Origin of the sequence: Mycobacterium sp. DL592, from assembly GCF_011694515.1 — a bacterium.
Taxonomy (GTDB): Bacteria; Actinomycetota; Actinomycetes; order Mycobacteriales; family Mycobacteriaceae; genus Mycobacterium.
Genome location: NZ_CP050192.1, coordinates 2,138,262 through 2,161,418 on the forward strand (window position 1 = coordinate 2,138,262; position 23,157 = coordinate 2,161,418).

Below are 23,157 nucleotides of genomic sequence, written 5' to 3' on the forward strand. Positions count from 1 at the left end.
TATCGAACGCATGTTCGAATCAATACTGGAGATCGACATCAGTGCTGACGAATCAGTGCTGGTAGAGCGGATTGCCACCCTCGAGCGGCTCAAGGCCACGGCCTCGGCGGGGCAGGCTCGGTTGGCCGCGGCGTTGGATGGGGCGCGGCGGTCTGCGGAGGCGGCGGCGGGGGTTCCGGCGGCCAAGCGGGGTCGCGGTGTGGGTGCGGAGGTGGCGTTGGCGCGCCGCGATTCCCCGGCGCGCGGCAGTCGGCATCTGGGGTTCGCCAAGGCGTTGGTGCACGAGATGCCGCACACGTTGGCGGCGTTGGAAGCCGGGGTGCTGTCGGAGTGGCGGGCGACGTTGGTGGTGCGCGAGTCGGCGTGCCTGACGCTTGAGGATCGCCGACGCTTGGATGCCGAACTGTGCGCCGATCAGTCCCAGTTCGACGGGGTGGGTGATGCGGCCCTGGTGGCGGCGGCCAAAGCCATTGCGTATCGGCTGGACCCACACGCGGTGGTGGAGCGGGCTGCCAAAGCCGCCGATGATCGCACGGTGACGATCCGCCCGGCCCCAGACACCATGACCTATCTGACCGCCTTGCTGCCGGTGGCTCAGGGGGTCTCGGTGTACGCGGCGCTCAAGCGGCAGGCTGATACCTGCTGCGACGGTCGCACGCGGGGCCAGGCGATGGCCGACGCTCTCATCGAGCGGATCACCGGCCGCCCTGCCGGTGAACCCGTGTCTGTCGCAGTGAACCTGGTGATCTCGGATCAGGCGCTGCTGGGCGCCGAGCATGCCGCAGCCGCGATCGTGGGATACGGGTCGGTGCCCTCCGCGGTCGCACAGGCCATGGTGCTCGACGCTGTCGGTGATCAGCGGTCGCGAGCCACGCTGCGGCGGCTATATGCCACCCCGGCCAACGGTGCGCTGGTGGCCATGGAGTCCAGATCCAGGATCTTTCCGAAGGGTCTGGCGCAGTTCATCGCGTTGCGGGACCAACGTTGCCGCACGCCGTACTGCGATGCGCCCATCCGACACGGCGACCATGCGACCCCGCACCGCCGCGGTGGGGCCACCAGCGCCCGCAACGGCGCCGGGTTGTGCGAGGCGTGCAACTATACCAAGGAGAGCCACGGCTGGACGGTGGTCACCAACACGGAAAACACAAGGCACACAGCTGAATTCACCACACCGACCGGCGCCCACTATCACTCGGTCGCGCCACCGGCTCCGGGCACGCCCACCTCGACATCCAGCACCGCGGAGATGTACCTGAACGGAGAGCTCATCAAGGTGATCGCGGCCTGACACCCGGGTCAGAGGGTTTGCGGTACGGCATTTCGGGTACGGAACGTGGGTCCCGACAAAGAAAGTGAGACTGCATGCCTTTCGGAAGACCGACATCGAGAGCCGCGCTGACCCTCGCCAGCGGAGCGGCAGTGCTCGCCCTGGCCGTCGGCTGTGGGAGCAGCGACAGCGGCAGTTCGGAGACCAGCAGCACGGTCGCGCCGACGTCGAGTGAGGTGACGGTCCCGTCCGTCACCATGACTACCAGTCCTGCCGCCGGCGACACCACGAGTGCAGTGCCGGGTGGCCCGACCGGGAGTGGCGGTCCCGGCGGTGGCGGCGGTGCGATCCCAGGTGGGCCGACCGGCAGCGGCGGCCCCGGTGGTGGCGGTGGCGAGATCCCCGGCGGCCCCACCGGTAGCGGTGGGCCCGGCGGCGGCAGCGGATCGATTCCCGGCGTGGGCAGTGGCGGCGGCGGTCCCGGTGGCGGCGGCGGTTGCATCAACGGCGTCGGCTGCATCGGCACCGGCGGCTAACCCCGCCCCGGATTGGGCGTCAGTCGGCGGTTCGGGCGGAGTGTCCGCTCGAACCGCCGCTGTGCGCAGGGGCTTTCGTCGCTGTCGAGCGGGCTGCGACGGCCTTGTCGGCGCTTGCCGTCGTGGTCCGAGACCGTCCGCTGGCTCCCGTCGTCCGCGTGGGCACTCCCGCGGTAACGACGGGCTCGGAGTTTTCGGCAGCCTTCGCAGACGCGGTGGCACCAGGCACCGGCGGGACGAAAGGCTTGATCGCGTTCGCCACGATGATGGGGATGTCGAGCACATCCTGAACCGAGCCGCCGGTGTCGGACACCGTCGCGCCCCCGGGGGTGAAGACCCCGAATAATTGCACGCTGCTGCTCGGGCCGTTCGGCACCTTCACCCCGTTGAGAAATGCGCCTGCCAGGATCGCTACGACATTGAGCGGATCCTGGAACGCCACCACCGCCCCGCCGACGAGGCTCAGCAACGGCGCCGTCGGCACGGCGATGACTCGCGACAACACCTCCAAGCTCACGATTGCGCCGAGTGCATTGACCAGATTCGTGACCTGCGAGGTCGCTACCGCGAGCAGCGCCGAGGGCGTGGGGTTAGCGGAAAGGTAACTCGTATAAGCAATCTGGTTCGCGATGACCTCGCTCAACACGGGCGTGGGGTTGGCAGCAAACCGCGTGGCCAGGATCGCGATGTTGTCAGCGGTCTCGGTGGCCACCTGAACCAGCGCGGTGATCGGGTCTGCCGCGAGCTGCACGGCTACCGACACCGACCGCGGCGGAGAAACGGCGAGGGTGCCGGCCGGTTGAACGGGGCTCAGCGTCACGACCGCCGCCGCGGCGACGGCCGCAGCCGACAGCCGACGGGGAACTGCGGGCATTCGATTCACCTCCAGCACGATCCCCCGACGCATGGTATGCCCGGCTCAGCGCCGTCGTCGCGGGGAAAGTATGACGTTTTGCAGACCCTCAGCGGTCTGCCGGACCCACCCGGTAGATCGACTTCAGCGCGAAGAACGCATCGAGCCCCTCGGGTCCGAGTTCGCGGCCGATTCCGCTGGCCTTCACGCCGCCGAAGGGCGCGCGGAAGTCCAACTGGTAGTCGTTGACGCCGATGGTGCCGGTGTGTACGGCCCGCGCCACCTCGGTGGCCCGCTCCTCGTCGGTGGACCACACCGTGCCGGCCAAACCGAACTCGCTGTCGTTGGCCAGCGCGATGGCCTCCTCGTCGCTGTCGTAGGCAATGACCGCCAGCACCGGCCCGAAGATTTCTTCCTGGGCGATGCGGTCAGAGTTGTCGACATCGGCGAACACCGTCGGAGACACGAACCAACCCCGGGGCTGATCGCCCGGAATCCCGCCGCCGGCAATCAGTTTCGCGCCGCTGCTCTTGCCGGACTCGATATAGTCCAGCACGCGGTCGCGCTGCCTGGCGCTGACCACGGGCCCGATGTCGGTGGCGGTGTCCAGCGGATCGCCCACGGTCAGTCCGTGGACCATCGCGGCCAGCGCATCGACGATCTCGTCGTAGCGTGAGCGCGGGGCCAGGATTCGTGAACTGAGATGACAGGTCTGCCCGTTGTTGACCAGCGAGGCCACCCGCAGGCCCTTGATCGTGGCATCCAGGTCGGCGTCGTCGAGGATGATCGCCGCGGACTTGCCGCCGAGTTCGAGGGTGACCGGCCGCAGCAGCCGGCCGCAGACTTCGCCGATGATGCGGCCCGCGGCGGTGGACCCGGTGAACGTCACCTTGTCGACGCCCGGGTGTGAGACCAGGTGGGAACCCGCGGTCACACCGCCGGGCACGATGTTCAGCACACCCGGCGGCAGGCCCGCCTCCTGGGCGGCCTCGGCGAAGACCAGCGCGTCCAGTGCCGTTTCCGGAGCGGCCTTCAGCACCACCGTGCAGCCCGCAGCGAGCGCGGGCGCCAGCTTGAACGCGGCCAGCGCCTGCGGATAGTTCCACGGCACGATCGCGGCCACCACGCCGACCGCCTCCCGGCGCACAATGGTGTGCCCGATCATGCTCGGCCGGATCTCCTCGATCGGTGTCTCGGTGATCAACTGGGCGTAGTAGCGCAGCAATGCGGCCGGGAAGCGGCCATTTGCGCCACGGGACAACGACATTGGCATGCCGTTCTCCCGGGTGACCAGTTCATCGGTGGTCCGGGCCCGGCTGTCCAGCGCGGCGGCGAAGGCCCCGAGGAGCTCGGCGCGATGATCCGGCGAGGCCGAGCGCCAGGCAGGCAGGGCTGCCCGAGCGGCCGCGACGGCGGCGTCGACATCGGCTTCGGTGGCGCTGGCGCCGTCGCCCAGCGGTTCGCCGGTGGCGGCCTCGAGCACCGGCTCGGTGTGATCGGCGCGGCGTAACCGGCCGTCGATGAACAACTGCGCGGTGCCAGTCATGTCCGGGCTCCTGTCCTGTCATCCGATGCGGTGAACAGCACACCGTCGGCGATCAACGCGTCGATCTGGTCCTCCCCCATTCCGAGCACGTCGCGACACACCCGCCGGGTGTCGGCCCCCGGCAGCGGCGCCGGGTTCTGCAGGGCAGGCGGAATGTACCGGTACGGCGCGGGTCCGGCCTCGGTGGGCAACGGATGCTCGAACAGCGGATGCACCATGTCGCTGAACACCTTTCGCAGCTGCAACTGCGGATCGTCAGCGATATCGGAAGCCCGGTTCATCGGCCCCGCAGGCACCCCGGCGGCCTGCAGCGCCGCAGCGGCCTCGGCCGGTGAGCGCTGCGCGGCCCAGGCCGCGAGGTCGCAGCCGGTCACCGACGCCACCGATCGACGGTCGTCATCGGAGCGTAGCGACACCACACACCACTCGTCGTCTCCCGCACAGGCAAGCACCCGGTGCTGCGCCGAGTCGGCGACGACGGAGCCGACACCACTGACCTCGGCGGCTTGGGCGACATAGCGGGTGTCGAGTTGGTTGATGGCGGCCTCGGCCTGCGAGACATGTAGGCGCGCACCGATTCCCAGGCGCTGGCGCCGGATGAGCCCGGCCAGCGCGCCGATGGCGCTGATCCGCCCGACAACATGGTCGGGAAAAATCGTCGTCGCGTCGAAGAACGGGTGACGGCCCGTCGTGGACGGCGCGTCCGGCGACGTCCACAGCCTGGTCACGCCGATGGTGGCGCGCACCAGCGGGCCGTAGCCCATCCGCTTGCTCCACGGCCCGGTGTCGCCGAACGCACTGCTTTCCGCGAGCACCAGCCCTGGATTGAGCTCGGTCAGCCGCTGGTAGGAAAACCCCAGGGCCTCAAGGGTTCCCGGCTTGAAGTTCGCAAACACCGCGTCGGCCGATGCCACCAGGGCGGCGAAGACGTCGGCGCCGCCGGGGCTGCGCAGCTCGAGACCCAGCCCGAGGTTGTTGCGGTGGGACCGGGCGAAGGACTCGCTGATGGCCTGGTCGTCGCGCTTCTGCCGCAATCCGTCCGGATAGCTCGAACTCTCGATCTTGATCACCTCGGCGCCGAGGTCACCGAAGAGCCGGCTCAGCTCCCCGCCGGCGACGATGACACCCAGGTCGAGGACGCGGATGCCCTCTAGCGGCCGGGCCCCGACGGCCCGGTCGGCCTCAGGTGCGAAAGGCTCTGTGAGCCACTCGACGTCACTGCTGCCGATCGCCGGGGCGGGGGTCCGGTACCCGGCGTGTGCACCGTCGACAACCCAGTAGCCCACCGGGACACGCGCCGTGACACCTGGAGCGAGTTCGGTGTCGACGAGGGCGCCGACGTCGGCGAGGTGGTCGGACTGCAGGGCCTCGGCGGGGGTCAGCACGGCGGCGATCGGCACGCCGTGTGCCTGCCCGTCGGCCACCAGCTGCTCCATTGTCTGGTCGGCGAAGAACGCCGCGATGAGGGCGCCGAGCTCACCGAACGCCTGGGTGCGGGCGGCGATGGAGTCGAACCGCGGATCCTGGAACGCCTCCGGCTCGCCCAGCCACGCCCGCAGCCCACGCCACTGCCGTGGGGCCAACACACAGATGCGCACGTAGCCGTCGCGGCAGGCGAAGATCGGGTAGGCGTCCTGATAGCGCGGCCTGCCCCGCCACCGGCTGGCGGCGTTGCGGGCCGTCGCGGCCTGGCCCTGCGTCCCGAACGGCGGATCAAGCGCCAGCACGACCGCGTCGAAACGGGAGAAGTCGATGTAATCGCCTGCCCCGCAACGCAACCGATTGAAGTACGCAACCAGCACCGCCCACGCCGCCTGAACCGCCGCGGTGGTCGACGCGATGCCGTCGGGCGGCAGCACCGGGGTGCCGGTGGCGGGACCGGAGCGCGACAACGCCGTCGACATGGCGTAGAGCACCGGGTCGGTGGCCTGCCAAGAGGCGCGCGGACCGTCGGTCCCGAAGTCGGTGACCGACATCGCGACCAGCTGTGGGAAACGGTCGGCCAGCTGCGCACACGACGTGCCGAAGGCGGCCGCCTGGCCGGTGTCGCCGTCGTCGACGACGATGTCCGCGGCGGCAGCCAGCTCGAAGAACAGGCGGCGGTCGGCTTCGTTCGACGGGTTCAGGACCGTGCTGCGCTTGTTGGCGTTGTGCAACGCGAACGGGATGCTGACACCGTCGAGGGTCGGGAGCTCACCGCGCGCGCCGCTGCCCTCGGGCGGTTCGACCTTGAGCACGTCGGCACCCAGGTCGGCTAGTAACCGGGTGACGTTGTCTCCGGGCCCGCCACACAGGTCGAGCACCCGAACCCCGGCCAGCAACGCCTCCCTGTCGGGCACAACGGTCTCCTTTCGCACGTGCATCCGGCCGCACGCCGGGTTCACGATAGCGAAGCCTGGGTAAACAACCCGTTCTCGAGCCTGCCAAGAGCGAGGATCAAGAGTTGGATGGACCCATGACTGCGACGACGCCAGATTCCGTGCTCGACCAGATCGACCGTTGGTGGCGCGCGGCGAACTACCTCTCGGTGGGCCAGATTTATCTGCTGAACAACCCGCTGCTGCGCGAACCGCTGTCCCGCGACGACGTTAAACCCCGCCTGCTGGGGCATTGGGGCACCACACCCGGGCTGAATTTCCTCTACGCGCATCTCAATCGGGCGATCAGCGAGCGGCAACAGTCGACGATCTACATCACCGGCCCCGGCCACGGCGGACCCGGCCTGGTGGCCAACGCCTACCTCGACGGCACCTACACCGAGACCTACCCCGACATCACCGGCGACGCCGAGGGCTTGCGCCGGTTGTTCCGCCAGTTCTCCTTCCCCGGCGGGATTCCGTCGCATGTCGCACCGGAGACGCCGGGCTCCATCCACGAGGGCGGCGAGCTGGGCTACGCGCTGTCGCACGCCTACGGGGCCGCCTTCGACAACCCCGACCTGCTGGTGTTCGCAGTGGTCGGCGACGGTGAAGCCGAGACCGGCGCGCTGGCCACCAGCTGGCATTCGAACAAGTTCCTGCATCCGGTCAAGGACGGGGTGGTACTGCCCGTCTTGCACCTCAACGGTTACAAGATCGCCAATCCGACTGTGCTGGACCGCATTCCGCAAGAGGAACTGCTCAGCCTGATGGTCGGCTACGGCCACAAGCCATACTTCTTCGAAGTCACCGACGATGACGCCGCCGACCACGCCGGCGCCCACCGGCGCTTCGCCGCCCTGCTCGACGAGGTCCTCGACGAGATCGCCGCGATCAAGGCCGCCGGAGACGAACAGCGGCCGGCCTGGCCCATGATCGTCTTCCGCACCCCCAAGGGCTGGACCGGCCCGGCATACATCGACGGCAAGAAGACCACCGGATCATGGCGGGCACATCAGGTGCCGCTGGCCAGTGCCCGCGACACCCCCGAACACCTGCAGGTACTGGCCGACTGGCTGGCCTCCTACCGGCCCGCGGAACTCTTCGACGACGACGGCCGCGTCGATCCGGCCATCACCGCGCTCGCACCCGCCGGCCACCTGCGCATGAGTGACAACCCGCACGCCAACGGCGGGCTGCTGCTCAAGGATTTGCGGCTGCCGGACTTCCGCGACTTCGCCGTCGACGTGCCCGCACCGGGTGCGACGATCGCCGAGGCCACCAGAGTGCTCGGACAGTGGCTCACCGAGGTGATCCGGCTCAATCCCGACAACTTCCGGATCTTCGGTCCCGACGAAACCGCCTCCAACCGGCTGCAGGCCGTGTTCGACGTCACCGACAAGCAGTGGAACGCCGAGTTCTTCGGCCCCGAGGTCGACGAACACCTGGCCCGGGCCGGCCGGGTGGTCGAGATGCTCTCCGAGCACCAGTGCCAGGGCTGGCTCGAGGGCTACCTGCTGACCGGCCGCCACGGGCTGTTCAACTGCTACGAGGCGTTCATCCACATCATCGACTCGATGTTCAACCAGCACGCCAAGTGGCTCAAGGTCACCGACCACATCCCGTGGCGGCGCCCGATCGCCAGCCTCAACTATCTGCTGTCGAGCCACGTCTGGCGCCAGGACCACAACGGCTTCAGCCATCAGGACCCCGGCTTCATCGACCACGTCGTCAACAAGAGCGCCAAGGTGGTCCGGGTCTACCTGCCGCCGGACGCCAACACGCTGCTGTCCACCTACGACCACTGCCTGCGGTCTCGGCAGTACGTCAATGTCGTCGTGGCCGGCAAACAGCCCCACCCGAACTTCCTGACGATGGAGCAGGCCATCGCACACTGCACCCGGGGCCTGGGCATCTGGGAGTGGGCCGGAAACGAGGTGCTCGGCGAGGATCCCGACGTGGTGATCGCCTCGGCCGGCGACGTCCCGACCCTGGAGGCCCTGGCCGCCGTCGACCTGCTGCGCCGGCACCTGCCGGAGCTGAAGGTGCGTTTCGTCAACGTGGTGGACCTGATGCGCCTGCAGGACGAGACCGAACACCCGCACGGGTTGTCCAATCACGAGTTCGACATGATCTTCACCACCGACAAACCCGTCATCTTCGCCTACCACGGCTATCCGTGGCTGATTCATCGGCTGACCTACCGCCGTAGCAACGACAGCCGCATCCACGTCCGGGGGTACAAAGAAGAGGGCACCACGACGACCCCGTTCGACATGGTGATGCTCAACGATCTCGACCGCTACCACCTCGTCATCGACGTCATCGACCGCGTGCCGTTCCTGCAGTCCCGGTGTGCCACACTGCGCCAGCAGATGGTCGACAAACGGCTCGCGGCCCGCGAATACACCCGCGAGTACGGCGACGACCTGCCCGAGGTGCGCGATTGGGTGTGGCCGGACGCCCGTGAAGCCCGAGTGGCCTCCGCTGTCGATGCCACGGCGGCGACCGGCGGCGACAACGAATAACGCAGCTCGGGTGGGGCGGTCTTGCGCGCGCGTAGAATAAGCAGCAAATGTCCGACGCCAGCGCGGTCGCCGCGCCTCACCCGCATGCCCTACAACTGGCCGCGCTTCACCATGCGCGCGTCTACGTCGACGTCGGCATCGTCGTGGTGGTTCTGGCGCTGACCAACCTGATCGCCCACTTCACCACGCCATGGGCGAATATCGCGGTGGTGCCTGCGGCCGCGGTCGGCTTGGTCGTCTTGGTGCGCTCGCGTGGGCTGGGCTGGGCTGAACTGGGCCTCGGCCGTGAGCACTGGAAGTCCGGCGCACTGTATGCCGCCGGGGCGGTCCTGCTGGTCCTGACCGTGATCGCCGTGGGCGCGCTGCTGCCGTGGACCCGCCCGATGTTCCTCAACAACCACTACGCGACCATCTCGGGTGCGCTGCTGGCCTCGATGATCATCATTCCGCTGCAAACCGTCATCCCCGAGGAGCTCGCCTTCCGCGGCGTCCTGCACGGCGCGCTGGACCGGGCGTGGGGATTTCGCGGGGTCGCCGCAGCCGGGTCGCTGCTGTTCGGTATGTGGCACATCGCCACCTCCCTTGGTCTGACGAGTAGCAACGTCGGCTTCACCCGCATCTTCGGCGGCGGCATGTTCGGCATGGTCGCCGGTGTCGCGATGGCCGTCGTGGCGACCGGGGCAGCCGGGTTCGTCTTCACCTGGCTGCGCCGCCGCAGTGGCAGCCTGATCGCACCCATCGCGCTGCACTGGGCGCTCAACGGCCTCGGCGCGCTGGCGGCTGCCCTGGTGTGGCACCTGTCGACCTGAGGCCCGTCCTCACCCGGAGCGGCTGCGGCGCGCGCGGAACTCCCGGTTCTTGAGTTTGTTTCCGCAGGTCGCCATATCGCACCACGTACCACCATGGTTACGGGAACGGTCGTAGAAGGCCCAGCGGCAGGCCTCGTTACCGCAGGCCTTGAGATGAGCCCAGGTGCCGTCGCGTTGCGCCTGGGCGACGACCAGCAGCAGCGCCAGCAGCCGTCCGGCGACCGAGTCGTCGTCGACGCCGAGCCGAACGGCCCCGTCTGCGTCCAATTGCACCCGCGCGGTGGCAGACTCGGTGATGTGCCGCAGGGGGAGCAATTGGGTGGCGCTGGGTACGGAGCCGCCGGCGTTGTGGACGAGCATGGCGCGCAACGCCTCCCGCACCTCCCGGATGGTCCGCAGTTCCTCGGGGGTGGCCGCGTGCCCGTCGGCCAGCAGGTGATGCGCTCTGAGCCACGGCTCGGCGTCGGCGGCCAGCGCCAACCGGTCGGCACCCGATTCCCGGTCAACGGTGTTGACCAACTCCTGAACCCGGGTGAGTGGTTCGGGTGCGGGTTTGGCCTCGGCGTCGCCGAGCCACACGACGGGAGCCTGCGGCATGACACCCAGCATAGAGCACATGACCGGCAAATCAACTTGACTGGTCACTCATGACCGGTGTAGCGTTTTTGTTAGTCATTTCAGAATCGGGACGACGAGGTCCCGGAGCAAGGGAAGAGCCCATGGGGCAGAACAATTTCCACTCAGACATCGAACTATCCGGGGCGCCCGACGTTCCGCCCGTACCGAGCGGTGCGCCCCTCAAGTCAAGGCTGTACGCCCGCTTCCTGACCGGCCGGCTCGACCGCGACGTCGACGCGGGCCTGCTGCCGGAGCCGGGCAGTGCGCTGGCCCTGCACATGTCCAGGCTGGTCTCGATCGAGGAGCGTGAGTGTCTCGCGCGGGCGCTGCGCGGTGCGCTCAACGAGCCGGCCCACGCGCGCCCCGGTGTGCTGTTGCGTGTCCCCGTACATCCGGACCGTGTCGCGGCGTGCCACTCGGTGATCGACGACATCACCCTGTTGCTGCACTCCCCCCGGCCGGTGCGCGCCCGCGGCATGGCCCGGCTGCGGATGCTGCTCTCCGACGGCCGGGGTCCGCTGTATCGCAACGGCAGCGGCAGCCTGGCCGCCGAACTGCGCGGTGTGCTCGCCGCGCTCTAGTCAGGCCAGCAGTACCGCTGCCCCGGCGATGCGCCCCTCGGCCAGATCGGTCAGTGCACGATCCGCTTGTGCCAGTGGGTATTCCGGACTCGTCACCTCGATACGGTGGCGCTGGGCGAACGCGAGAAAATCGCGGGCGTCCTGGCGAGTGTTGGAGGTCACCGAGCGAACCTGGCGCTCCTGGAACAGGTGCCGCTGATAGTTCAGCGGCGGGATGTCGCTGAGGTGGATCCCGGCGATCGCCAGCGTTCCGCCCCGGTCCAGCGCCTCGAGTGCCGGCAGCACGAGGTCACCCACCGGGGCGAAGAGGATCGCGGCGTCCAGCTTCACCGGCGGCGGGTCGGCGGCTCCCTGCGCGGAGGCGACGCCGAGGGCCAACGCCAACTCCCGGGCCTGGGCACCCCTGGTCATCACATGGACCTCGGCCCCCTGCGCCAGCGCGACCTGCGCGGTGATGTGGGCACTGCCGCCGAACCCGTAGAGCCCCAGACGCCCACCGGCCGGAAGCTGGGCACGCATCAGCGAGCGGTAGCCGATGATCCCCGCGCACAGCAGGGGCGCCAGTTCGCTGTCGGTATAGCCGTCCGGCAGATGATGGGCGAAAGCGGCTGGCACCGTGGCGAATTCGGCATAGCCGCCGTCGGCATCCCAGCCGGTGTAGCGGGACTCCGGGCACAGGTTCTCGTCACCGCGGCGGCAGTACGGGCACACCCCGCAGGTGTGGCGCAGCCAGGCGATGCCGACCCGGTCCCCCACCGCGAACCCGTCACCGGCGCCAGGGCCGGCCGCGACGACCTCACCGACCACCTCGTGGCCGGGTGTCACCCCGGCCCGGTGAACGGCCAGGTCGCCCTCACTGACGTGCAGATCGGTGCGACACACCCCGCAGGCGCGCACCGCGACCAGCAGCTCGCCCGGTCCCGGCTCCGGGACGGCCGCCGCTGTGTCGAGTTCCAGCGGCCCGGTGCGCATCGGCCCCGGGTGGCGCACCCGCCAGGCGCGCATGGTGGTCGGTTCGGTCGCCATCCACCCATCGTGCAACGCCCGGCCAGCCGGCGACAGCCGGACTCCGATCAAGGGACCAATGGCCCACGATCGGGGCCTTTCGATGACTGTGCCGCCACGGTTTTCGATGTGACGGTGAAGGGGACGAGGTGACTGTCCGGCGAGGAGCGAGCATGCTGAGAGAACTGCCTGACAAAGCAACTGTCGAAGCCGCGCTGGCGCTGGCGGTCCGCGCACCGTCGGTCCACAACTCGCAGCCCTGGCGGTGGCGGATCGGCGAGGAAAGCGTGCATCTCTATGCCGATCCGACCCGGCATCTGCCACACATCGACCCGGCCCGCCGCGACCTCATGCTCAGTTGTGGCGTTGCGCTGCAACACTTCACTGTTGCACTGGCCGCTCTGGGCTGGGCCACCGAAGTGCAGCGCTTCCCCAACCCGGCCGACCCCGACCACCTGGCGAGCATCGCAATTCTCGGCGCGGCCGCCAACGACCAGGACATCGCTCTTGCCGCCGCGATACCGCGCCGCCGCACCGACCGGCGGTGGTTCTCGTCATGGCCGGTGCCCGGCGGCGACATCGCGTTGATGGCGGCGCGGGCGGCCCGGGCAGGAGTGTCGCTGCGCCGGGTCGAGGACGAGGGTGAGCTGGCGGCGCTGGTGACACGGGCGGTGCGCTTGCACATCAGCGATCCTGGGTACCTGGCGGAGCTGTCGATGTGGAGCGGCAGGCACGGCACGGTCGCGGGGGTGCCGGCCCGCAACACGCCACCGTCGGAGAAGCAGGGCCGGTTTCCCGCGCGGGTATTCGCCAATCCGGCCCTCGAACAACCCGGTGACGTCGAGCCCCGCGACGACGCCGGCGTGGTGCTGGTGCTGGCGACCGCAACCGACGACGTGCTGGCGTGGCTGCATGCCGGGGAGGCCACCGGTTCGGTCGTGCTCACCGCGACCGCACTGGGCCTGGCCAGCTGCCCGCTGACCGAGCCGCTGGAAATCGAGCAGACACGCGACGAGTTGCGGGCCCGACTGCTCGACGGCGACGGCTTTCCGCAGATGCTGCTGCGCGTCGGCTGGGCGGGACTCAATGCCGACCCGCTGCCGGCCACGCCGCGGCGTCCACTCACCGACGTGGCGGCCAACCTCGACGGCTCGCCGCTGCAGACGGTGACGTAGCTGCGGCTACTTGCGGACCTTGCCCAGGATCCACAACAGAATCACCGAGCCGAGAACGGCGGTGAACAGCGTGAACCACCAGCCGCCTGCGGCGGTGTTCAGGAAGAAGCTCAGCAGGAAGCCGCCGATGAGGGCGCCGACCACGCCGATGACGATGTTGAGCAGGATTCCTGAACCGCCGCCCTTGACGAGCTTGCCCGCGATCCAGCCGGCGATCGCGCCGATGATGATGTAGCCGATCCAGCCGACGCTGGTCAGCGTGGTCGAACGCGCGAGGAATTCGGTGGTCGCCATCGTGTCCATGAGGGTCTCCCTGTGATCGACGGCCGGCGTGGCTGCCGCGCCGCTATCCCACTGGTATACCGCTACCGGGTAACGATTAGCGCGTCGAAACGGCCACGATGGCGGTTCAGCCCGCGGGCATCATTTCGGGGACCGGAGTCTCCACCGGGATCGGAATACCCACGCGGTTGCCGGGCGTCGGCGGCGCGGGCGCCGGGGCATTCGGGTCCGGCGCAGGCGGTGGCGGCGGGGAGTACGGCTTGATCGACTCGGCGAGCGCCTTGGCCGCTGCCGGGTCGATCGGATCCTTCGCGGTGCCCAGCCAGACGACGAACCAGCGCTGGTTGCGTTCGGTGCGGGGCGCGTTCGGGTTTGCCGAGCCGACCACACCGGCCCAGATCTGCCCGTTGGGCTTGGTGGTGTCGGTGAACTTAACCTCGTAGGAGGAGAAGTATCCGGGCATGTCACCGGCCTGAAGTGCGCCGGTCTGCTGATTGATCCGCACGCCGGGGAACGGCATGAAGAACTCGCCCATATCGGAGGCCAGGCGCACGGCCGCCTTGCTGTTGTCCTGCTCGGCACCGGCGAACAACTTCAGGTCCAGCCGGCCCAGCAGGATGCTGGTGTCGTTGGCGGTCGGCGCGGGCTGGCCGTTCTGCGACGGACCGGTCTCCTTGCTCAGCAGTGCCTGGCCGTAGTTCAGCCGCGACGCGTCCGAGACCACCCAGCCTGCCGGCAACAGGTAGCTGAACCCGCCGGTGGCGTTGTTGACCCGGCCCGGCTCCGGCGGCGGCGCGGGTGCCGCGCTCGGCTCGGCGGGCGGGGCGTTGGGATCGGCCGGCGGCGGCGGCGCGTTCGGGTCCAGTGGAGCGGGCGCGGGAGAAACGGTGCCGGCGGGCGGCGCGTTCGGATCGGCCGGCGGGGCCGGGACCTGGCTCGCCGGTGGCGCGGCCGTCGTCGACGGCGTGGGCGTCGCGGGATCGGCGGCTGCCGTAGTCGACGGAAGGGCGATGGTGACAGCACTGGCCGCGGTCACGGCGGTGACCGCGAGCGCCGTCCACAGGCCCGTGCGTCGTGATGTCGGGTCCGGCTCACTCATGGCGTCGAACCTACCGTGTTACAGCCGTGACGCAAGTAAGGCCTGGTCACGATGTGGTGTGTGGCGGCGCCGCGACACACCCACGAATTCAGCTGACATCGCAGCTCAGGGGCCGGTACCGCCGGTCCGGCCGGTGGTGAACTCCGCGTCGGGTTCCCAGTCAGTGCACAGCCGGCCTGGCCGCGCCGTGCACGGCGACCTCCTGAGCCTTGACGGTGAACCACATCGCATCCCCGGGGCTCAATCGCAGTTCGGCAGCCGCCTCGGCGGTGATATCGGCCGCCAGTCCCGGTGCGCCGTCGCGCTGGGCGGCGGCGCGCACGCGGACCGTCGCACCGGTGGTGTCCAACTCGGCGATCGTCACCGCGACGCAGTTCCGTGGACTGCCATGCGGTGGGTCCCGGTACACCGCCACGGCAGCCGGGGCGAACACAGCGACAACCTGCTCCCCCGGCGCCAGCGTTTCGGCCGGCGTGCCGTGCCACACGACGCCGTCGGCACCTCTGATCGCGCCCGGACCGTCCAGCACACCGCGAATCACGTTGACACCGGCGATACGGGCCCCGAATCGGCTGCGGGGCGCCGCCAGGACGTCGGCCACCGCGCCGATCTCGGCCACCCCACCGTCCTCGAGCACCATCACCCGGTCGGCCAGGGTCAGAACGTCGAGCAGGTCGTGCGTGATCAGGACCGTCGCCCGCCCATCGGCCGCGGCCACCCGGCGCAAGACGGCCCGCACCGAGGCGGCCACCGACACGTCGAGACCGGTCAGCGGCTCGTCGAGCAGCAGCACATCGGGTTCGGCGGCCAGTGCCCGCGCGATCGCCACCCGCTGAGCCTGACCGCCCGACAGCTGCGACGGTTTCCGCCCCGCCAACTCGGCCACCCCGACCTCGGCCAGCCAACGCGCCGCGCTCTCCCGGGCCCGGATGCGGCCCAGACCCCGTCCGCGCGGCGCGAACTCCACATTGGCCTGCACGCTCAGGTGCGGAAACAGCAGCGGATCCTGCAGCAACAGCCCCACCCGGCGGTCGTGGGTGGGCACCTGGACACCGGCGGCGATATCGGTCAGCACCCGGTCCCCGACCGCAACGAGGCCGGCGTCCGGAACCAGCAGGCCGGCGATCACATGCAGCACCGTGGACTTCCCCGCACCGTTGGGCCCGAGCACCGCCAGCACTTCACCGGCGGCCACCGCGAACTCCACGTCCACACCGCGCGCGCCGACCGTGGCCGCCAACCGCAACCCCGCCATCAGCCGCCGCTCACCGGAGCATTCCACCCGGCCAGCCGCCGCGCCCCCAGCCCGAGCACCACGACCGCGGCGACGGCAACCAGGAGTATCGACAGCGCCACCGCGGCGTCGGGGTCGCTTTCCCGCTGCAGGTAGATCTCCAGCGGCAGGGTGCGGGTCACGCCCTGCCGCGACCCCGCGAACGTCAGCGTGGCGCCGAACTCCCCAAGCGCCCGGGCGAAGGCCAGCACCGCGCCGGAGATCAGGCCGGGGGCCAGCAGCGGCAGTGTCACCCGCCACCACACCGTGGCCGGGCGGGCGCCGAGGGTGGCGGCCACCACGTCGTAGTCCGGCCCCGCGGTGCGTGCCGCGCCCTCGAGCGCGATGACCAGAAACGGCAACGACACGAACGTCTGCGCCAGCACGACCGCCGTCGTGGTGAACGCGATCCGAATCCCAGCCGCCTCCAGGTAGTGCCCCAGCAGGCCCAGCCGCCCGAAGGCATAGAGCAGGGCGATACCGCCGACGACCGGCGGCAACACCAGCGGCAGCAGGATCAGCGGCCGCAGCGCGCTTATCAACCGGCCGCTGCTTCGGGCCAGCACCATCGCCATCGGCACGCCCAGCAGCAGGCACAGCGCGGTGCTGGCGGTCGCCGTTCGCAGGCTGAGCAGCAGCGCCTCGCGCGAGGACGTACTGGTGATCAGCGTCCAGAACCGAGACCAGTCGACGCGCAATGCCATCGCGACCAGTGGCAGAACCACGAACGCCGCACCCAGAGCGGCGGGCACATAGACCCAGCGCGGCAGCGCGGTACCCTGGCCCGACACCCCGAACCGCCTCATCCGTCACACCCTAGGGCGCACAACCGTGTCGTGTCGCAGGCGTATTAGCACCTTTAGCTACTGTCCAGTAACATTCTTCAGCGAACCGACGCCGCCCCACGCTGGGCCGGCGTTGCGCACGAGGAGGTCAATGGCGATGGACGTGCTGGTTACTGGCGGAGACACCGAACTGGGACGCGTCGTGGCGGAAGGCTTCCGCGACGCCGGCCACAAGGTCGTCATCAGCGGCGCCCGCCGCGACGACCTGGAGGTCGCCGCCAAGGAACTCGATGTCGACGCGGTCGTTTGCGATACGACGGATCCGTCGTCGCTGGCCGAGGTCCGCACGCAGTTCCCCCACCACCTCGACACCATCGTGCACGTCCCCGCACCACGGTGGATCGGTGGTGACCCGCGCACCTACACGATGGCCGACACCGCCAGCGCATGGCGCTCGACGCTGGACGCCACCGTGCTGTCCGCGGTGCTGCTCGTCCAGAACATCGGCGACCACCTGCGTTCGGGCGGTGCCATCGTCACCGTCGTGCCCGACAATCCGCGCGACGGCAGCGCCGAGGCCGCGGTCAAGGGAGCGCTGTCGAACTGGACGGCCGGGCAGGCCGACTACTTCGGTACCCGCGGCATCACCATCAACACCGTGGCGACCGGCCGCAGCGCCGAGCCGACCTACGACGGGCTGAGCTCCACCCCGCCGTCGGTGTCGGCCGAAATCGCCCGGCTCGCACTGTTTTTGACCAGTCCGTCGGCCCGGCACATCACCGGTCAGACGTTGCATGTCGGCCGCGGGGCGCTGGCCAACTTCGGCTGATTCACCTGCCGTTCGCCGACGACGATTACTGTCGGCAGGGTGACGATTCGACTTGGTTTCCAGATCCCGAACTTCTCGTACGGCACCGGCGTCGCCGAACTGTTCCCGACGGTGATCGCCCAGGCGCAGGAGGCCGAGGCCGCCGGCTTCGACTCGGTCTTCGTGATGGACCACTTCTATCAGCTGCCCATGCTCGGTTCGCCCGATCAACCGATGTTGGAGGCCTACACGGCACTAGGTGCCCTGGCCACCGCCACCGAGCGAGTCCAGCTGGGCACCCTGGTCACCGGCAACACGTACCGCAACCCGACGCTGCTGGCCAAGACCATCACCACGCTGGACGTCATCAGCCAGGGACGGGCCATCCTCGGCATCGGCACCGGCTGGTTCGAGCTCGAGCACGACCAGCTCGGCTACGAGTTCGGCACGTTCACCGACCGGTTCAACAAGCTCGAAGAAGCGCTGTCGATCATCGTGCCGATGACCGAAGGCCAGCGCCCGACCGTCGAAGGCAAGTACTACCGCGCCAAGGACGCGCTGGCCAATCCCCGCTTCCGCGACCACATTCCGCTGATGATCGGTGGCAGTGGCGAGAAAAAGACGTTCAGCCTGGCCGCCCGCCACTTCGACCACCTCAACATCATCGCGGGCTTTCCCGAGCTGCCCGGCAAGGTCTCGGTGCTGGCCCAGCGCTGCGAAGAGGTCGACCGCGACCCGGCGACGCTGGAAACCAGCGTGCTGGTCAGCGTGGTGGCCGGCGACAACCTCAGCGACGACATCGTGCCCGCCGAGATGAAGGGCCGGATGGTCGTCGGTACCCCGGAGCACGTCGCCGAGCAGATCAAGACCAACGTGATCGACGTCGGAATCGACGGCGTCATCATCAACATGCCCGGCTACGTCCCCGGCGCGATCACCAAAGTCGGCGAGGCACTGCGCCCGGTTGTGGGTTACTGACCGCCCGGGTGGCTGATGTCACCAAGGCCGTTCGAGGACCGGCGCGAAGTCTGAGCGCAGGACGACTACCGTAGACGGTGTCCTGTGCATGTCGTTGAGGAGCAAGTAATGACCCATCCCGGTGCCACTCCATCGGATAAGCACAAGGTCGTCATCATCGGATCCGGCTTCGGCGGGCTCAATGCCGCCAAGGCGCTCAAGCGGGCCGACGTCGACATCAAGATGATCGCCAAGACCACCCACCACCTGTTCCAGCCGCTGCTGTACCAGGTGGCCACCGGCATCATCTCCGAGGGCGAGATCGCCCCGCCGACCCGCGTGGTGCTTCGTGACCAGAAGAACTGCCAGGTTCTGCTCGGCGAGGTCACCCACATCGACCTGGACAACCAGACGGTCGACTCGATCCTGCTGGGCCACACCTACCGCACGCCGTACGACACCCTGATCGTGGCGGCCGGGGCCGGGCAGTCCTACTTCGGCAACGACCACTTCGCCGAGTGGGCGCCCGGTATGAAGAGCATCGACGACGCCCTGGAGTTGCGCGGACGCATCCTCGGCGCCTTCGAGCAGGCCGAGCGTTCCAGCGATCCGGTCCGGCGCGACAAGCTGCTGACGTTCGTCGTCGTCGGAGCAGGCCCGACCGGCGTGGAGATGGCCGGCCAGATCGCCGAACTCGCCGACCACACCCTCAAGGGTGCCTTCCGCCACATCGACTCCACCAAGGCCCGGGTGATCCTGCTCGACGCCGCGCCGGCCGTGCTGCCGCCGATGGGCGAGAAGCTCGGACAGAAGGCCGCGGCCCGGCTGGAGAAGCTGGGTGTGGAGATCCAGCTCGGCGCGATGGTCACCGACGTCGACCGCAACGGCATCACGGTCAAGCGGGGCGACGGCAGCATCGACCGCATCGAGTGCGCGACGAAGGTCTGGTCGGCCGGTGTGTCGGCCAGCCCGCTGGGCAAGATCATCGCCGACCAGTCCGACGCCGAGATCGACCGCGCCGGACGGGTGAAGGTCCTTCCGGACCTCACCGTGCCGGACCATCCCAACGTGTTCGTCATCGGTGACATGGCCTTCGTCGACGGTGTTCCCGGTATGGCGCAGGGCGCCATCCAGGGGGCGAAGTACGCAGCCAAGCTCATCAAGGCCGAACTGAAGGGTGCCGACCCGGCGGCCCGCGAACCGTTCGAGTACTTCGACAAGGGCTCGATGGCGACCGTGTCGCGCTACTCGGCGGTCGCCAAGGTCGGCCGCATCGAGTTCAGCGGCTTTATCGCCTGGCTGGCCTGGCTTTTCCTGCACCTCATCTACATGGTGGGGTTCAAGGCCCGGCTGACCACGGCGCTGTCGTGGATCGGCACGTTCATCGGCAGCCAGCGCAGCCAGCTGACGATCACCGAGCAGCAGGCGTACGCGCGGACCCGAATCGAGCAACTCGAGGAGATCGCCGCCGCCGTGGAAGACGAGAAAGCGGCGTCATGACCCTGGCCTGCGCGGGTCAAACCACGGTTGCCGCTGCGGTGCTGGCCTAACATGGACCCCAAGACACATCCACGTCAAGGGGGACTCATGTCATCACCTCGTTCCGTGCGCCGCGGGCTGGCTGCGGCAGTGGGCGCCGGTGCGGTGTTGCTGTGCATGGCGGGTCCCGCCGCAGCCGACCCACCGCCGCCCAACTGCACCTCCGCCGACCTCTCCGGGATCATGGCAGGGGTATCGGCGGCCATGTCGGCCTATCTGTTCGAGCATCCGGACGTCAACGCGTTCTTCAGCAGCCTGCAGGGCCTGTCGAAGAAGGACATCGGCGCCAAGACCCAGGTCTACCTGGATGCCAACCCGCAGATCCGCACCGATCTGGACAACATCCGCCAGCCCTCGACTGACTTCCGCACTCGCTGCGGACTGATTCAGCGACCGCTGGCCCCCGGAGTGCTCTGAACCAGAGCGAAAGCCGGCGCCCTCTAAGGTGGTCGGCGTGGTCATGAAGCCGGACGAACTCGTCTACCGAGTTCTGCAGCGGCTGCCGACGCGGGTTCTCTCGTTGCGCACCATCGTCATCGTGGCCGCTCTCGCCGTGGTGATCCTGGTGCTGACACTGGGCACCTGGGTGTGGATCGGCGTCACCCACGATCAGTACAGCCAGCTCGACCGTCGGTTGGACTCGGTGAGCAGCCTTGGCGACTTCAGCACGCTGCTGAGCGCCCGGCCGCCCGGCGAGGGTGCCCCCACCCCGGACGGCAATCTGGTCCGCACGGTCCGGGTCGGCGGACTGGCGATGTCGGTGCCGCCCAACGTGGATCTCCCCGAGCTGCCGACCGGCTACGCCGACATCACCATCGCCGGGGTCGAATACCGGGTGCGCACGTTCTCGGTGGCCGGGGCGACGATCGCGCTGGGCGCCCCGCTGGCCGAAACCAAGCACCGCATCGACGAACTGCACCTGCGAGTGCTGCTGATCTGCGCCGGCGTCATCGTCGGAACCATCATCGTCGGCTGGCTGATCTCGCTGATCATGATCAACCCGTTCCGGCTGCTGGCCCAGCAGGCCCGCGCCATCAACGCCCAGTCCAATCCCGACGAGGTGCAGGTGCGCGGCGTGCGGGAGGCCGTCGAGATCGCCGAAGCCGTCGAGGGCATGCTGGCGCGTATCGGCGACGAACAGGACCGCACCAAGGCGGCTCTGGAGTCGGCCAGGGACTTCGCCGCCGTGGCCTCCCACGAACTGCGCACTCCGCTGACCGCCATGCGCACCAACCTCGAAGTCCTCTCCACGCTGGAGCTCGCACCAGATCAGCGCAGCGAGGTCATCGGCGACGTGATCCGCACCCAGAGCCGCATCGAGGCCACGCTCACCGCGCTGGAGCGGCTGGCCCAGGGCGAGTTGACCACCGCAGACGACTTCGTGCCGTTCGACGTCACCGACCTGCTGGACCGGGCCGCGCACGACGCCGAACGGATCTACCAGGATCTGACGGTATCGCTGGTGCCGTCGCCGGCGGTGCTGATGGTCGGGTTGCCGGTGGGATTGCGTCTTGTCATCGACAACGCGATTGCCAACGCGGTCAAACACGGCGGCGCCACCGAGGTACGCCTGGCATTGGAGAGTTCGGCCGACGGGGTGCAGATCACCGTCGATGACAACGGCACCGGCGTGCCCGAGGCTGAACGTGCCGCGGTGTTCGAGCGGTTCTCCCGGGGCTCGACGGCGTCCCGCTCGGGCTCGGGCCTTGGCCTGGCGCTGGTGGCCCAGCAGGCCGAATTGCACGGTGGCACAGCCGCATTGGAGGCCAGCCCGCTCGCTGGGGCCCGGCTGGTGCTGAGACTGTCGGGCCGCCAGGACTAGAGCCGATCGCCCTGCCAGGTCGACAGGCTGCCGCCGCCGGCCAGTTCCAGGGTGGTCCCGGCGGCATCGTCGGCAGGCGCGGGGTATCGCAGTTCGCTCACACATGCCAGCGGTGTGCCCAGCGCATCATCGGCGACTGAGCCCGTCCCGAGCTCGACGCGGTGCCGCACCAACGGCAGCCCGTCGCGGTCGGCCCACAGCGCGCCGCTCCAAAACCCCTCTCGCTCACCGGTTCTGCCGATCTGCACCCGCTCCCGGATGCGTATCCGCGCGATGTCGGCGAGCTGCACCCGCACCTGTGTCAGATGGCGGGAGTCGGCGGCCACCACCGTCGGCTCGGGATCGAGATCCAGCTCACCGCCGACCTCGATCGTCCAGCAGGCCCGCGATTCCCGGGTCGCCGCACCGGGCAACACCACAGTCGCTGCGGCGCTGCGTAACCGCAGCCGCGCACCGGGTTCGACGACCAGCCGGATGGCGATGGTGTCCCCTCCCAGCGGGGTGGCGGCCGCCGACACCAGGTGCACGGTGTCGGTCTCGGTGTAGCGGGCCGCGACTCCCCCACGACATTCGATGCGCGGCAGGCGGCCGGGTTCGGCCACCACCACGACCTCGGAATGCACGGCGCGAGCTCAAGCCGGCTGGTTGAAGCGCAGCTGCTCGCGCACCCAGTCCAGGACCAGGGTCGCGGCGGGGTCCTCGGTCAGCGAGATCAGCACCGTCGGACGGCCGTCGCGTACCTTGGCGGCGTCGCGGCGCATCACCTCCAGGTCGGCGCCCACCAGCGGGGCGAGGTCGGTCTTGTTGACCACCAACAGATCTGAGAACGTCACCCCGGGTCCGCCCTTGCGGGGCACCTTGTCGCCACCGGCGACGTCGACGACGAAGATCTGGACGTCGATCAGGCCCGAGGAGAACGTCGCGGTCAGGTTGTCACCGCCGGACTCCACCAGGATGAGGTCGAGGTCGTCGTGCCCGGCGATCAGGTCGTCGATGGCGTCGAGGTTGGCGGTGATGTCGTCGCGGATCGCGGTATGCGGGCAGCCGCCGGTCTGCACCGCGGCGATCCTGTCATCAGGCAGCACCGCATGGCGGCGCAGGAAGTCGGCATCCTCGGTGGTGTAGATGTCGTTGGTCAGCACCGCCAGGGACAGCTCGTCGCGAAGCTGCCGGCACAGTGCGGCCACCAGGGCCGTCTTGCCGGAGCCGACGGGACCGCCCACCCCGATCCGCAGCGGCTCGCCTGCCAGGCGGACGCGCTTGGGGCGGTCGGCGTGGCTGTGCGGCTCGCCGTCTATGAAATGTGGTGGCATG

General features: G+C 69.1%; 22 protein-coding genes. 11 read left to right on the forward strand and 11 right to left on the reverse strand.

From position 1 onward, the window contains the following. Positions 1-10: 10 nt before the first annotated feature. The gene (locus HBE64_RS10375; protein WP_167101236.1) at positions 11-1,291 is read left to right on the forward strand and encodes a DUF222 domain-containing protein; all 1,281 of its coding nucleotides are present in this window, start codon (positions 11-13) and stop codon (positions 1,289-1,291) included. Positions 1,292-1,365: 74 nt separating this feature from the next. Further along, positions 1,366-1,806: a hypothetical protein gene (locus HBE64_RS10380; RefSeq protein WP_167101239.1), complete on the forward strand. Its 441-nt coding sequence runs from the start codon at positions 1,366-1,368 to the stop codon at positions 1,804-1,806. 19 nt (positions 1,807-1,825) lie between these two features. Here the strand turns inward: HBE64_RS10380 and HBE64_RS10385 are convergent, their stop codons facing one another. The 3 genes from HBE64_RS10385 to HBE64_RS10395 all read right to left on the reverse strand — a co-directional run bounded on the left by HBE64_RS10385 (position 1,826) and on the right by HBE64_RS10395 (position 6,568). Beyond that, positions 1,826-2,680 (reverse strand): hypothetical protein, encoded by an 855-nt coding sequence (locus tag HBE64_RS10385; RefSeq protein ID WP_167101242.1) that lies wholly within the window; start codon positions 2,678-2,680, stop codon positions 1,826-1,828. Positions 2,681-2,768: 88 nt separating this feature from the next. Continuing rightward, a complete protein-coding gene (locus HBE64_RS10390) occupies positions 2,769-4,205 on the reverse strand; it encodes an aldehyde dehydrogenase (protein ID WP_167101245.1) in 1,437 nt (478 codons plus the stop codon). Next, positions 4,202-6,568, reverse strand: a complete 2,367-nt coding sequence (locus HBE64_RS10395) for a CoA transferase (protein ID WP_167101248.1) — start codon at positions 6,566-6,568, stop codon at positions 4,202-4,204. Before HBE64_RS10395 ends, HBE64_RS10390 begins: the two co-directional genes overlap by 4 nt. Before the next feature lie 92 nt (positions 6,569-6,660). Here HBE64_RS10395 and HBE64_RS10400 point away from each other — a divergent pair, with 92 nt between their 5' ends. After that, entirely contained in the window at positions 6,661-9,090 is a 2,430-nt protein-coding gene (locus HBE64_RS10400; RefSeq protein WP_167101251.1) for a phosphoketolase, read from the forward strand. Positions 9,091-9,137: 47 nt separating this feature from the next. Further along, positions 9,138-9,899 (forward strand): CPBP family intramembrane glutamic endopeptidase, encoded by a 762-nt coding sequence (locus HBE64_RS10405; protein ID WP_167101254.1) that lies wholly within the window; start codon positions 9,138-9,140, stop codon positions 9,897-9,899. A 9-nt stretch (positions 9,900-9,908) separates the two neighbouring features. Here HBE64_RS10405 and HBE64_RS10410 read toward each other — a convergent pair whose 3' ends face one another. Then, the gene (locus HBE64_RS10410; protein ID WP_167101257.1) at positions 9,909-10,496 is read right to left on the reverse strand and encodes a CGNR zinc finger domain-containing protein; all 588 of its coding nucleotides are present in this window, start codon (positions 10,494-10,496) and stop codon (positions 9,909-9,911) included. A 122-nt stretch (positions 10,497-10,618) separates the two neighbouring features. On the opposite strand from HBE64_RS10410, the gene HBE64_RS10415 reads away from it, so the two are divergent. Continuing rightward, entirely contained in the window at positions 10,619-11,098 is a 480-nt protein-coding gene (locus tag HBE64_RS10415) for a hypothetical protein (protein WP_167101260.1), read from the forward strand. Here the strand turns inward: HBE64_RS10415 and HBE64_RS10420 are convergent, their stop codons facing one another. Then, positions 11,099-12,124, reverse strand: coding sequence for a zinc-binding alcohol dehydrogenase family protein (locus HBE64_RS10420; protein ID WP_167101264.1), 1,026 nt, complete (start codon positions 12,122-12,124; stop codon positions 11,099-11,101). Between the two features lie 152 nt (positions 12,125-12,276). On the opposite strand from HBE64_RS10420, the gene HBE64_RS10425 reads away from it, so the two are divergent. Next, complete coding sequence (locus HBE64_RS10425) at positions 12,277-13,278, forward strand: nitroreductase family protein (RefSeq protein WP_167101267.1); 1,002 nt, start codon at positions 12,277-12,279, stop codon at positions 13,276-13,278. 6 nt (positions 13,279-13,284) lie between these two features. On the opposite strand, the gene HBE64_RS10430 is transcribed toward HBE64_RS10425, so the two are convergent. From HBE64_RS10430 to HBE64_RS10445, 4 genes are all read right to left on the reverse strand, one after another. Beyond that, positions 13,285-13,581, reverse strand: a complete 297-nt coding sequence (locus HBE64_RS10430; protein ID WP_167101270.1) for a GlsB/YeaQ/YmgE family stress response membrane protein — start codon at positions 13,579-13,581, stop codon at positions 13,285-13,287. A gap of 106 nt (positions 13,582-13,687) precedes the next feature. Further along, entirely contained in the window at positions 13,688-14,659 is a 972-nt protein-coding gene (locus HBE64_RS10435) for an APA family fibronectin-binding glycoprotein (protein ID WP_167101273.1), read from the reverse strand. A gap of 160 nt (positions 14,660-14,819) precedes the next feature. Next, positions 14,820-15,914 carry a sulfate/molybdate ABC transporter ATP-binding protein gene (locus HBE64_RS10440; RefSeq protein ID WP_167101276.1) on the reverse strand — a complete coding sequence of 365 codons (1,095 nt, stop codon included), beginning with the start codon at positions 15,912-15,914 and terminating at the stop codon, positions 14,820-14,822. Further along, positions 15,914-16,738, reverse strand: coding sequence for an ABC transporter permease (locus HBE64_RS10445; RefSeq protein WP_167101279.1), 825 nt, complete (start codon positions 16,736-16,738; stop codon positions 15,914-15,916). The genes HBE64_RS10440 and HBE64_RS10445 overlap by 1 nt, the downstream gene beginning before the upstream one ends. Before the next feature lie 130 nt (positions 16,739-16,868). On the opposite strand from HBE64_RS10445, the gene HBE64_RS10450 reads away from it, so the two are divergent. The 5 genes from HBE64_RS10450 (at position 16,869) to HBE64_RS10470 (ending at position 21,843) form a co-directional block, all read left to right on the forward strand. Beyond that, the gene (locus HBE64_RS10450) at positions 16,869-17,546 is read left to right on the forward strand and encodes an SDR family oxidoreductase (RefSeq protein WP_208300617.1); all 678 of its coding nucleotides are present in this window, start codon (positions 16,869-16,871) and stop codon (positions 17,544-17,546) included. Positions 17,547-17,585: 39 nt separating this feature from the next. Next, complete coding sequence (locus HBE64_RS10455) at positions 17,586-18,503, forward strand: LLM class F420-dependent oxidoreductase (RefSeq protein ID WP_167101282.1); 918 nt, start codon at positions 17,586-17,588, stop codon at positions 18,501-18,503. A 108-nt stretch (positions 18,504-18,611) separates the two neighbouring features. After that, positions 18,612-19,982: an NAD(P)/FAD-dependent oxidoreductase gene (locus HBE64_RS10460; protein WP_167101285.1), complete on the forward strand. Its 1,371-nt coding sequence runs from the start codon at positions 18,612-18,614 to the stop codon at positions 19,980-19,982. A gap of 87 nt (positions 19,983-20,069) precedes the next feature. Beyond that, positions 20,070-20,438, forward strand: coding sequence for a heme-binding protein (locus HBE64_RS10465; RefSeq protein WP_167101288.1), 369 nt, complete (start codon positions 20,070-20,072; stop codon positions 20,436-20,438). A 43-nt stretch (positions 20,439-20,481) separates the two neighbouring features. After that, entirely contained in the window at positions 20,482-21,843 is a 1,362-nt protein-coding gene (locus tag HBE64_RS10470; protein ID WP_167109039.1) for a HAMP domain-containing sensor histidine kinase, read from the forward strand. Here the strand turns inward: HBE64_RS10470 and HBE64_RS10475 are convergent. Together HBE64_RS10475 and ureG are read right to left on the reverse strand one after the other, a co-directional pair. Next, entirely contained in the window at positions 21,840-22,466 is a 627-nt protein-coding gene (locus HBE64_RS10475) for an urease accessory protein UreD (protein ID WP_167101291.1), read from the reverse strand. The two genes, HBE64_RS10470 and HBE64_RS10475, sit on opposite strands and share 4 nt — an antisense overlap. Before the next feature lie 9 nt (positions 22,467-22,475). Then, positions 22,476-23,156 carry an urease accessory protein UreG gene (gene ureG / locus HBE64_RS10480; RefSeq protein ID WP_167101294.1) on the reverse strand — a complete coding sequence of 227 codons (681 nt, stop codon included), beginning with the start codon at positions 23,154-23,156 and terminating at the stop codon, positions 22,476-22,478. Position 23,157: the final 1 nt, after the last annotated feature.

Coding starts and splice junctions, on each gene's coding strand:
- HBE64_RS10460 (WP_167101285.1), top strand. CDS start 18,612: ATGACCCATCCCGGTGCCACTCCATCGGATAAGCACAAGGTCGTCATC.
- HBE64_RS10385 (WP_167101242.1), bottom strand. CDS start 2,680: ATGCCCGCAGTTCCCCGTCGGCTGTCGGCTGCGGCCGTCGCCGCGGCG.
- HBE64_RS10430 (WP_167101270.1), bottom strand. CDS start 13,581: ATGGACACGATGGCGACCACCGAATTCCTCGCGCGTTCGACCACGCTG.
- HBE64_RS10410 (WP_167101257.1), bottom strand. CDS start 10,496: ATGCCGCAGGCTCCCGTCGTGTGGCTCGGCGACGCCGAGGCCAAACCC.
- ureG (WP_167101294.1), bottom strand. CDS start 23,156: ATGCCACCACATTTCATAGACGGCGAGCCGCACAGCCACGCCGACCGC.
- HBE64_RS10380 (WP_167101239.1), top strand. CDS start 1,366: ATGCCTTTCGGAAGACCGACATCGAGAGCCGCGCTGACCCTCGCCAGC.
- HBE64_RS10465 (WP_167101288.1), top strand. CDS start 20,070: ATGTCATCACCTCGTTCCGTGCGCCGCGGGCTGGCTGCGGCAGTGGGC.
- HBE64_RS10445 (WP_167101279.1), bottom strand. CDS start 16,738: ATGAGGCGGTTCGGGGTGTCGGGCCAGGGTACCGCGCTGCCGCGCTGG.
- HBE64_RS10395 (WP_167101248.1), bottom strand. CDS start 6,568: ATGCACGTGCGAAAGGAGACCGTTGTGCCCGACAGGGAGGCGTTGCTG.
- HBE64_RS10470 (WP_167109039.1), top strand. CDS start 20,482: ATGAAGCCGGACGAACTCGTCTACCGAGTTCTGCAGCGGCTGCCGACG.
- HBE64_RS10400 (WP_167101251.1), top strand. CDS start 6,661: ATGACTGCGACGACGCCAGATTCCGTGCTCGACCAGATCGACCGTTGG.
- HBE64_RS10450 (WP_208300617.1), top strand. CDS start 16,869: ATGGCGATGGACGTGCTGGTTACTGGCGGAGACACCGAACTGGGACGC.
- HBE64_RS10425 (WP_167101267.1), top strand. CDS start 12,277: ATGCTGAGAGAACTGCCTGACAAAGCAACTGTCGAAGCCGCGCTGGCG.
- HBE64_RS10415 (WP_167101260.1), top strand. CDS start 10,619: ATGGGGCAGAACAATTTCCACTCAGACATCGAACTATCCGGGGCGCCC.
- HBE64_RS10420 (WP_167101264.1), bottom strand. CDS start 12,124: ATGGCGACCGAACCGACCACCATGCGCGCCTGGCGGGTGCGCCACCCG.
- HBE64_RS10435 (WP_167101273.1), bottom strand. CDS start 14,659: ATGAGTGAGCCGGACCCGACATCACGACGCACGGGCCTGTGGACGGCG.
- HBE64_RS10375 (WP_167101236.1), top strand. CDS start 11: ATGTTCGAATCAATACTGGAGATCGACATCAGTGCTGACGAATCAGTG.
- HBE64_RS10390 (WP_167101245.1), bottom strand. CDS start 4,205: ATGACTGGCACCGCGCAGTTGTTCATCGACGGCCGGTTACGCCGCGCC.
- HBE64_RS10440 (WP_167101276.1), bottom strand. CDS start 15,914: ATGGCGGGGTTGCGGTTGGCGGCCACGGTCGGCGCGCGCGGTGTGGAC.
- HBE64_RS10405 (WP_167101254.1), top strand. CDS start 9,138: ATGTCCGACGCCAGCGCGGTCGCCGCGCCTCACCCGCATGCCCTACAA.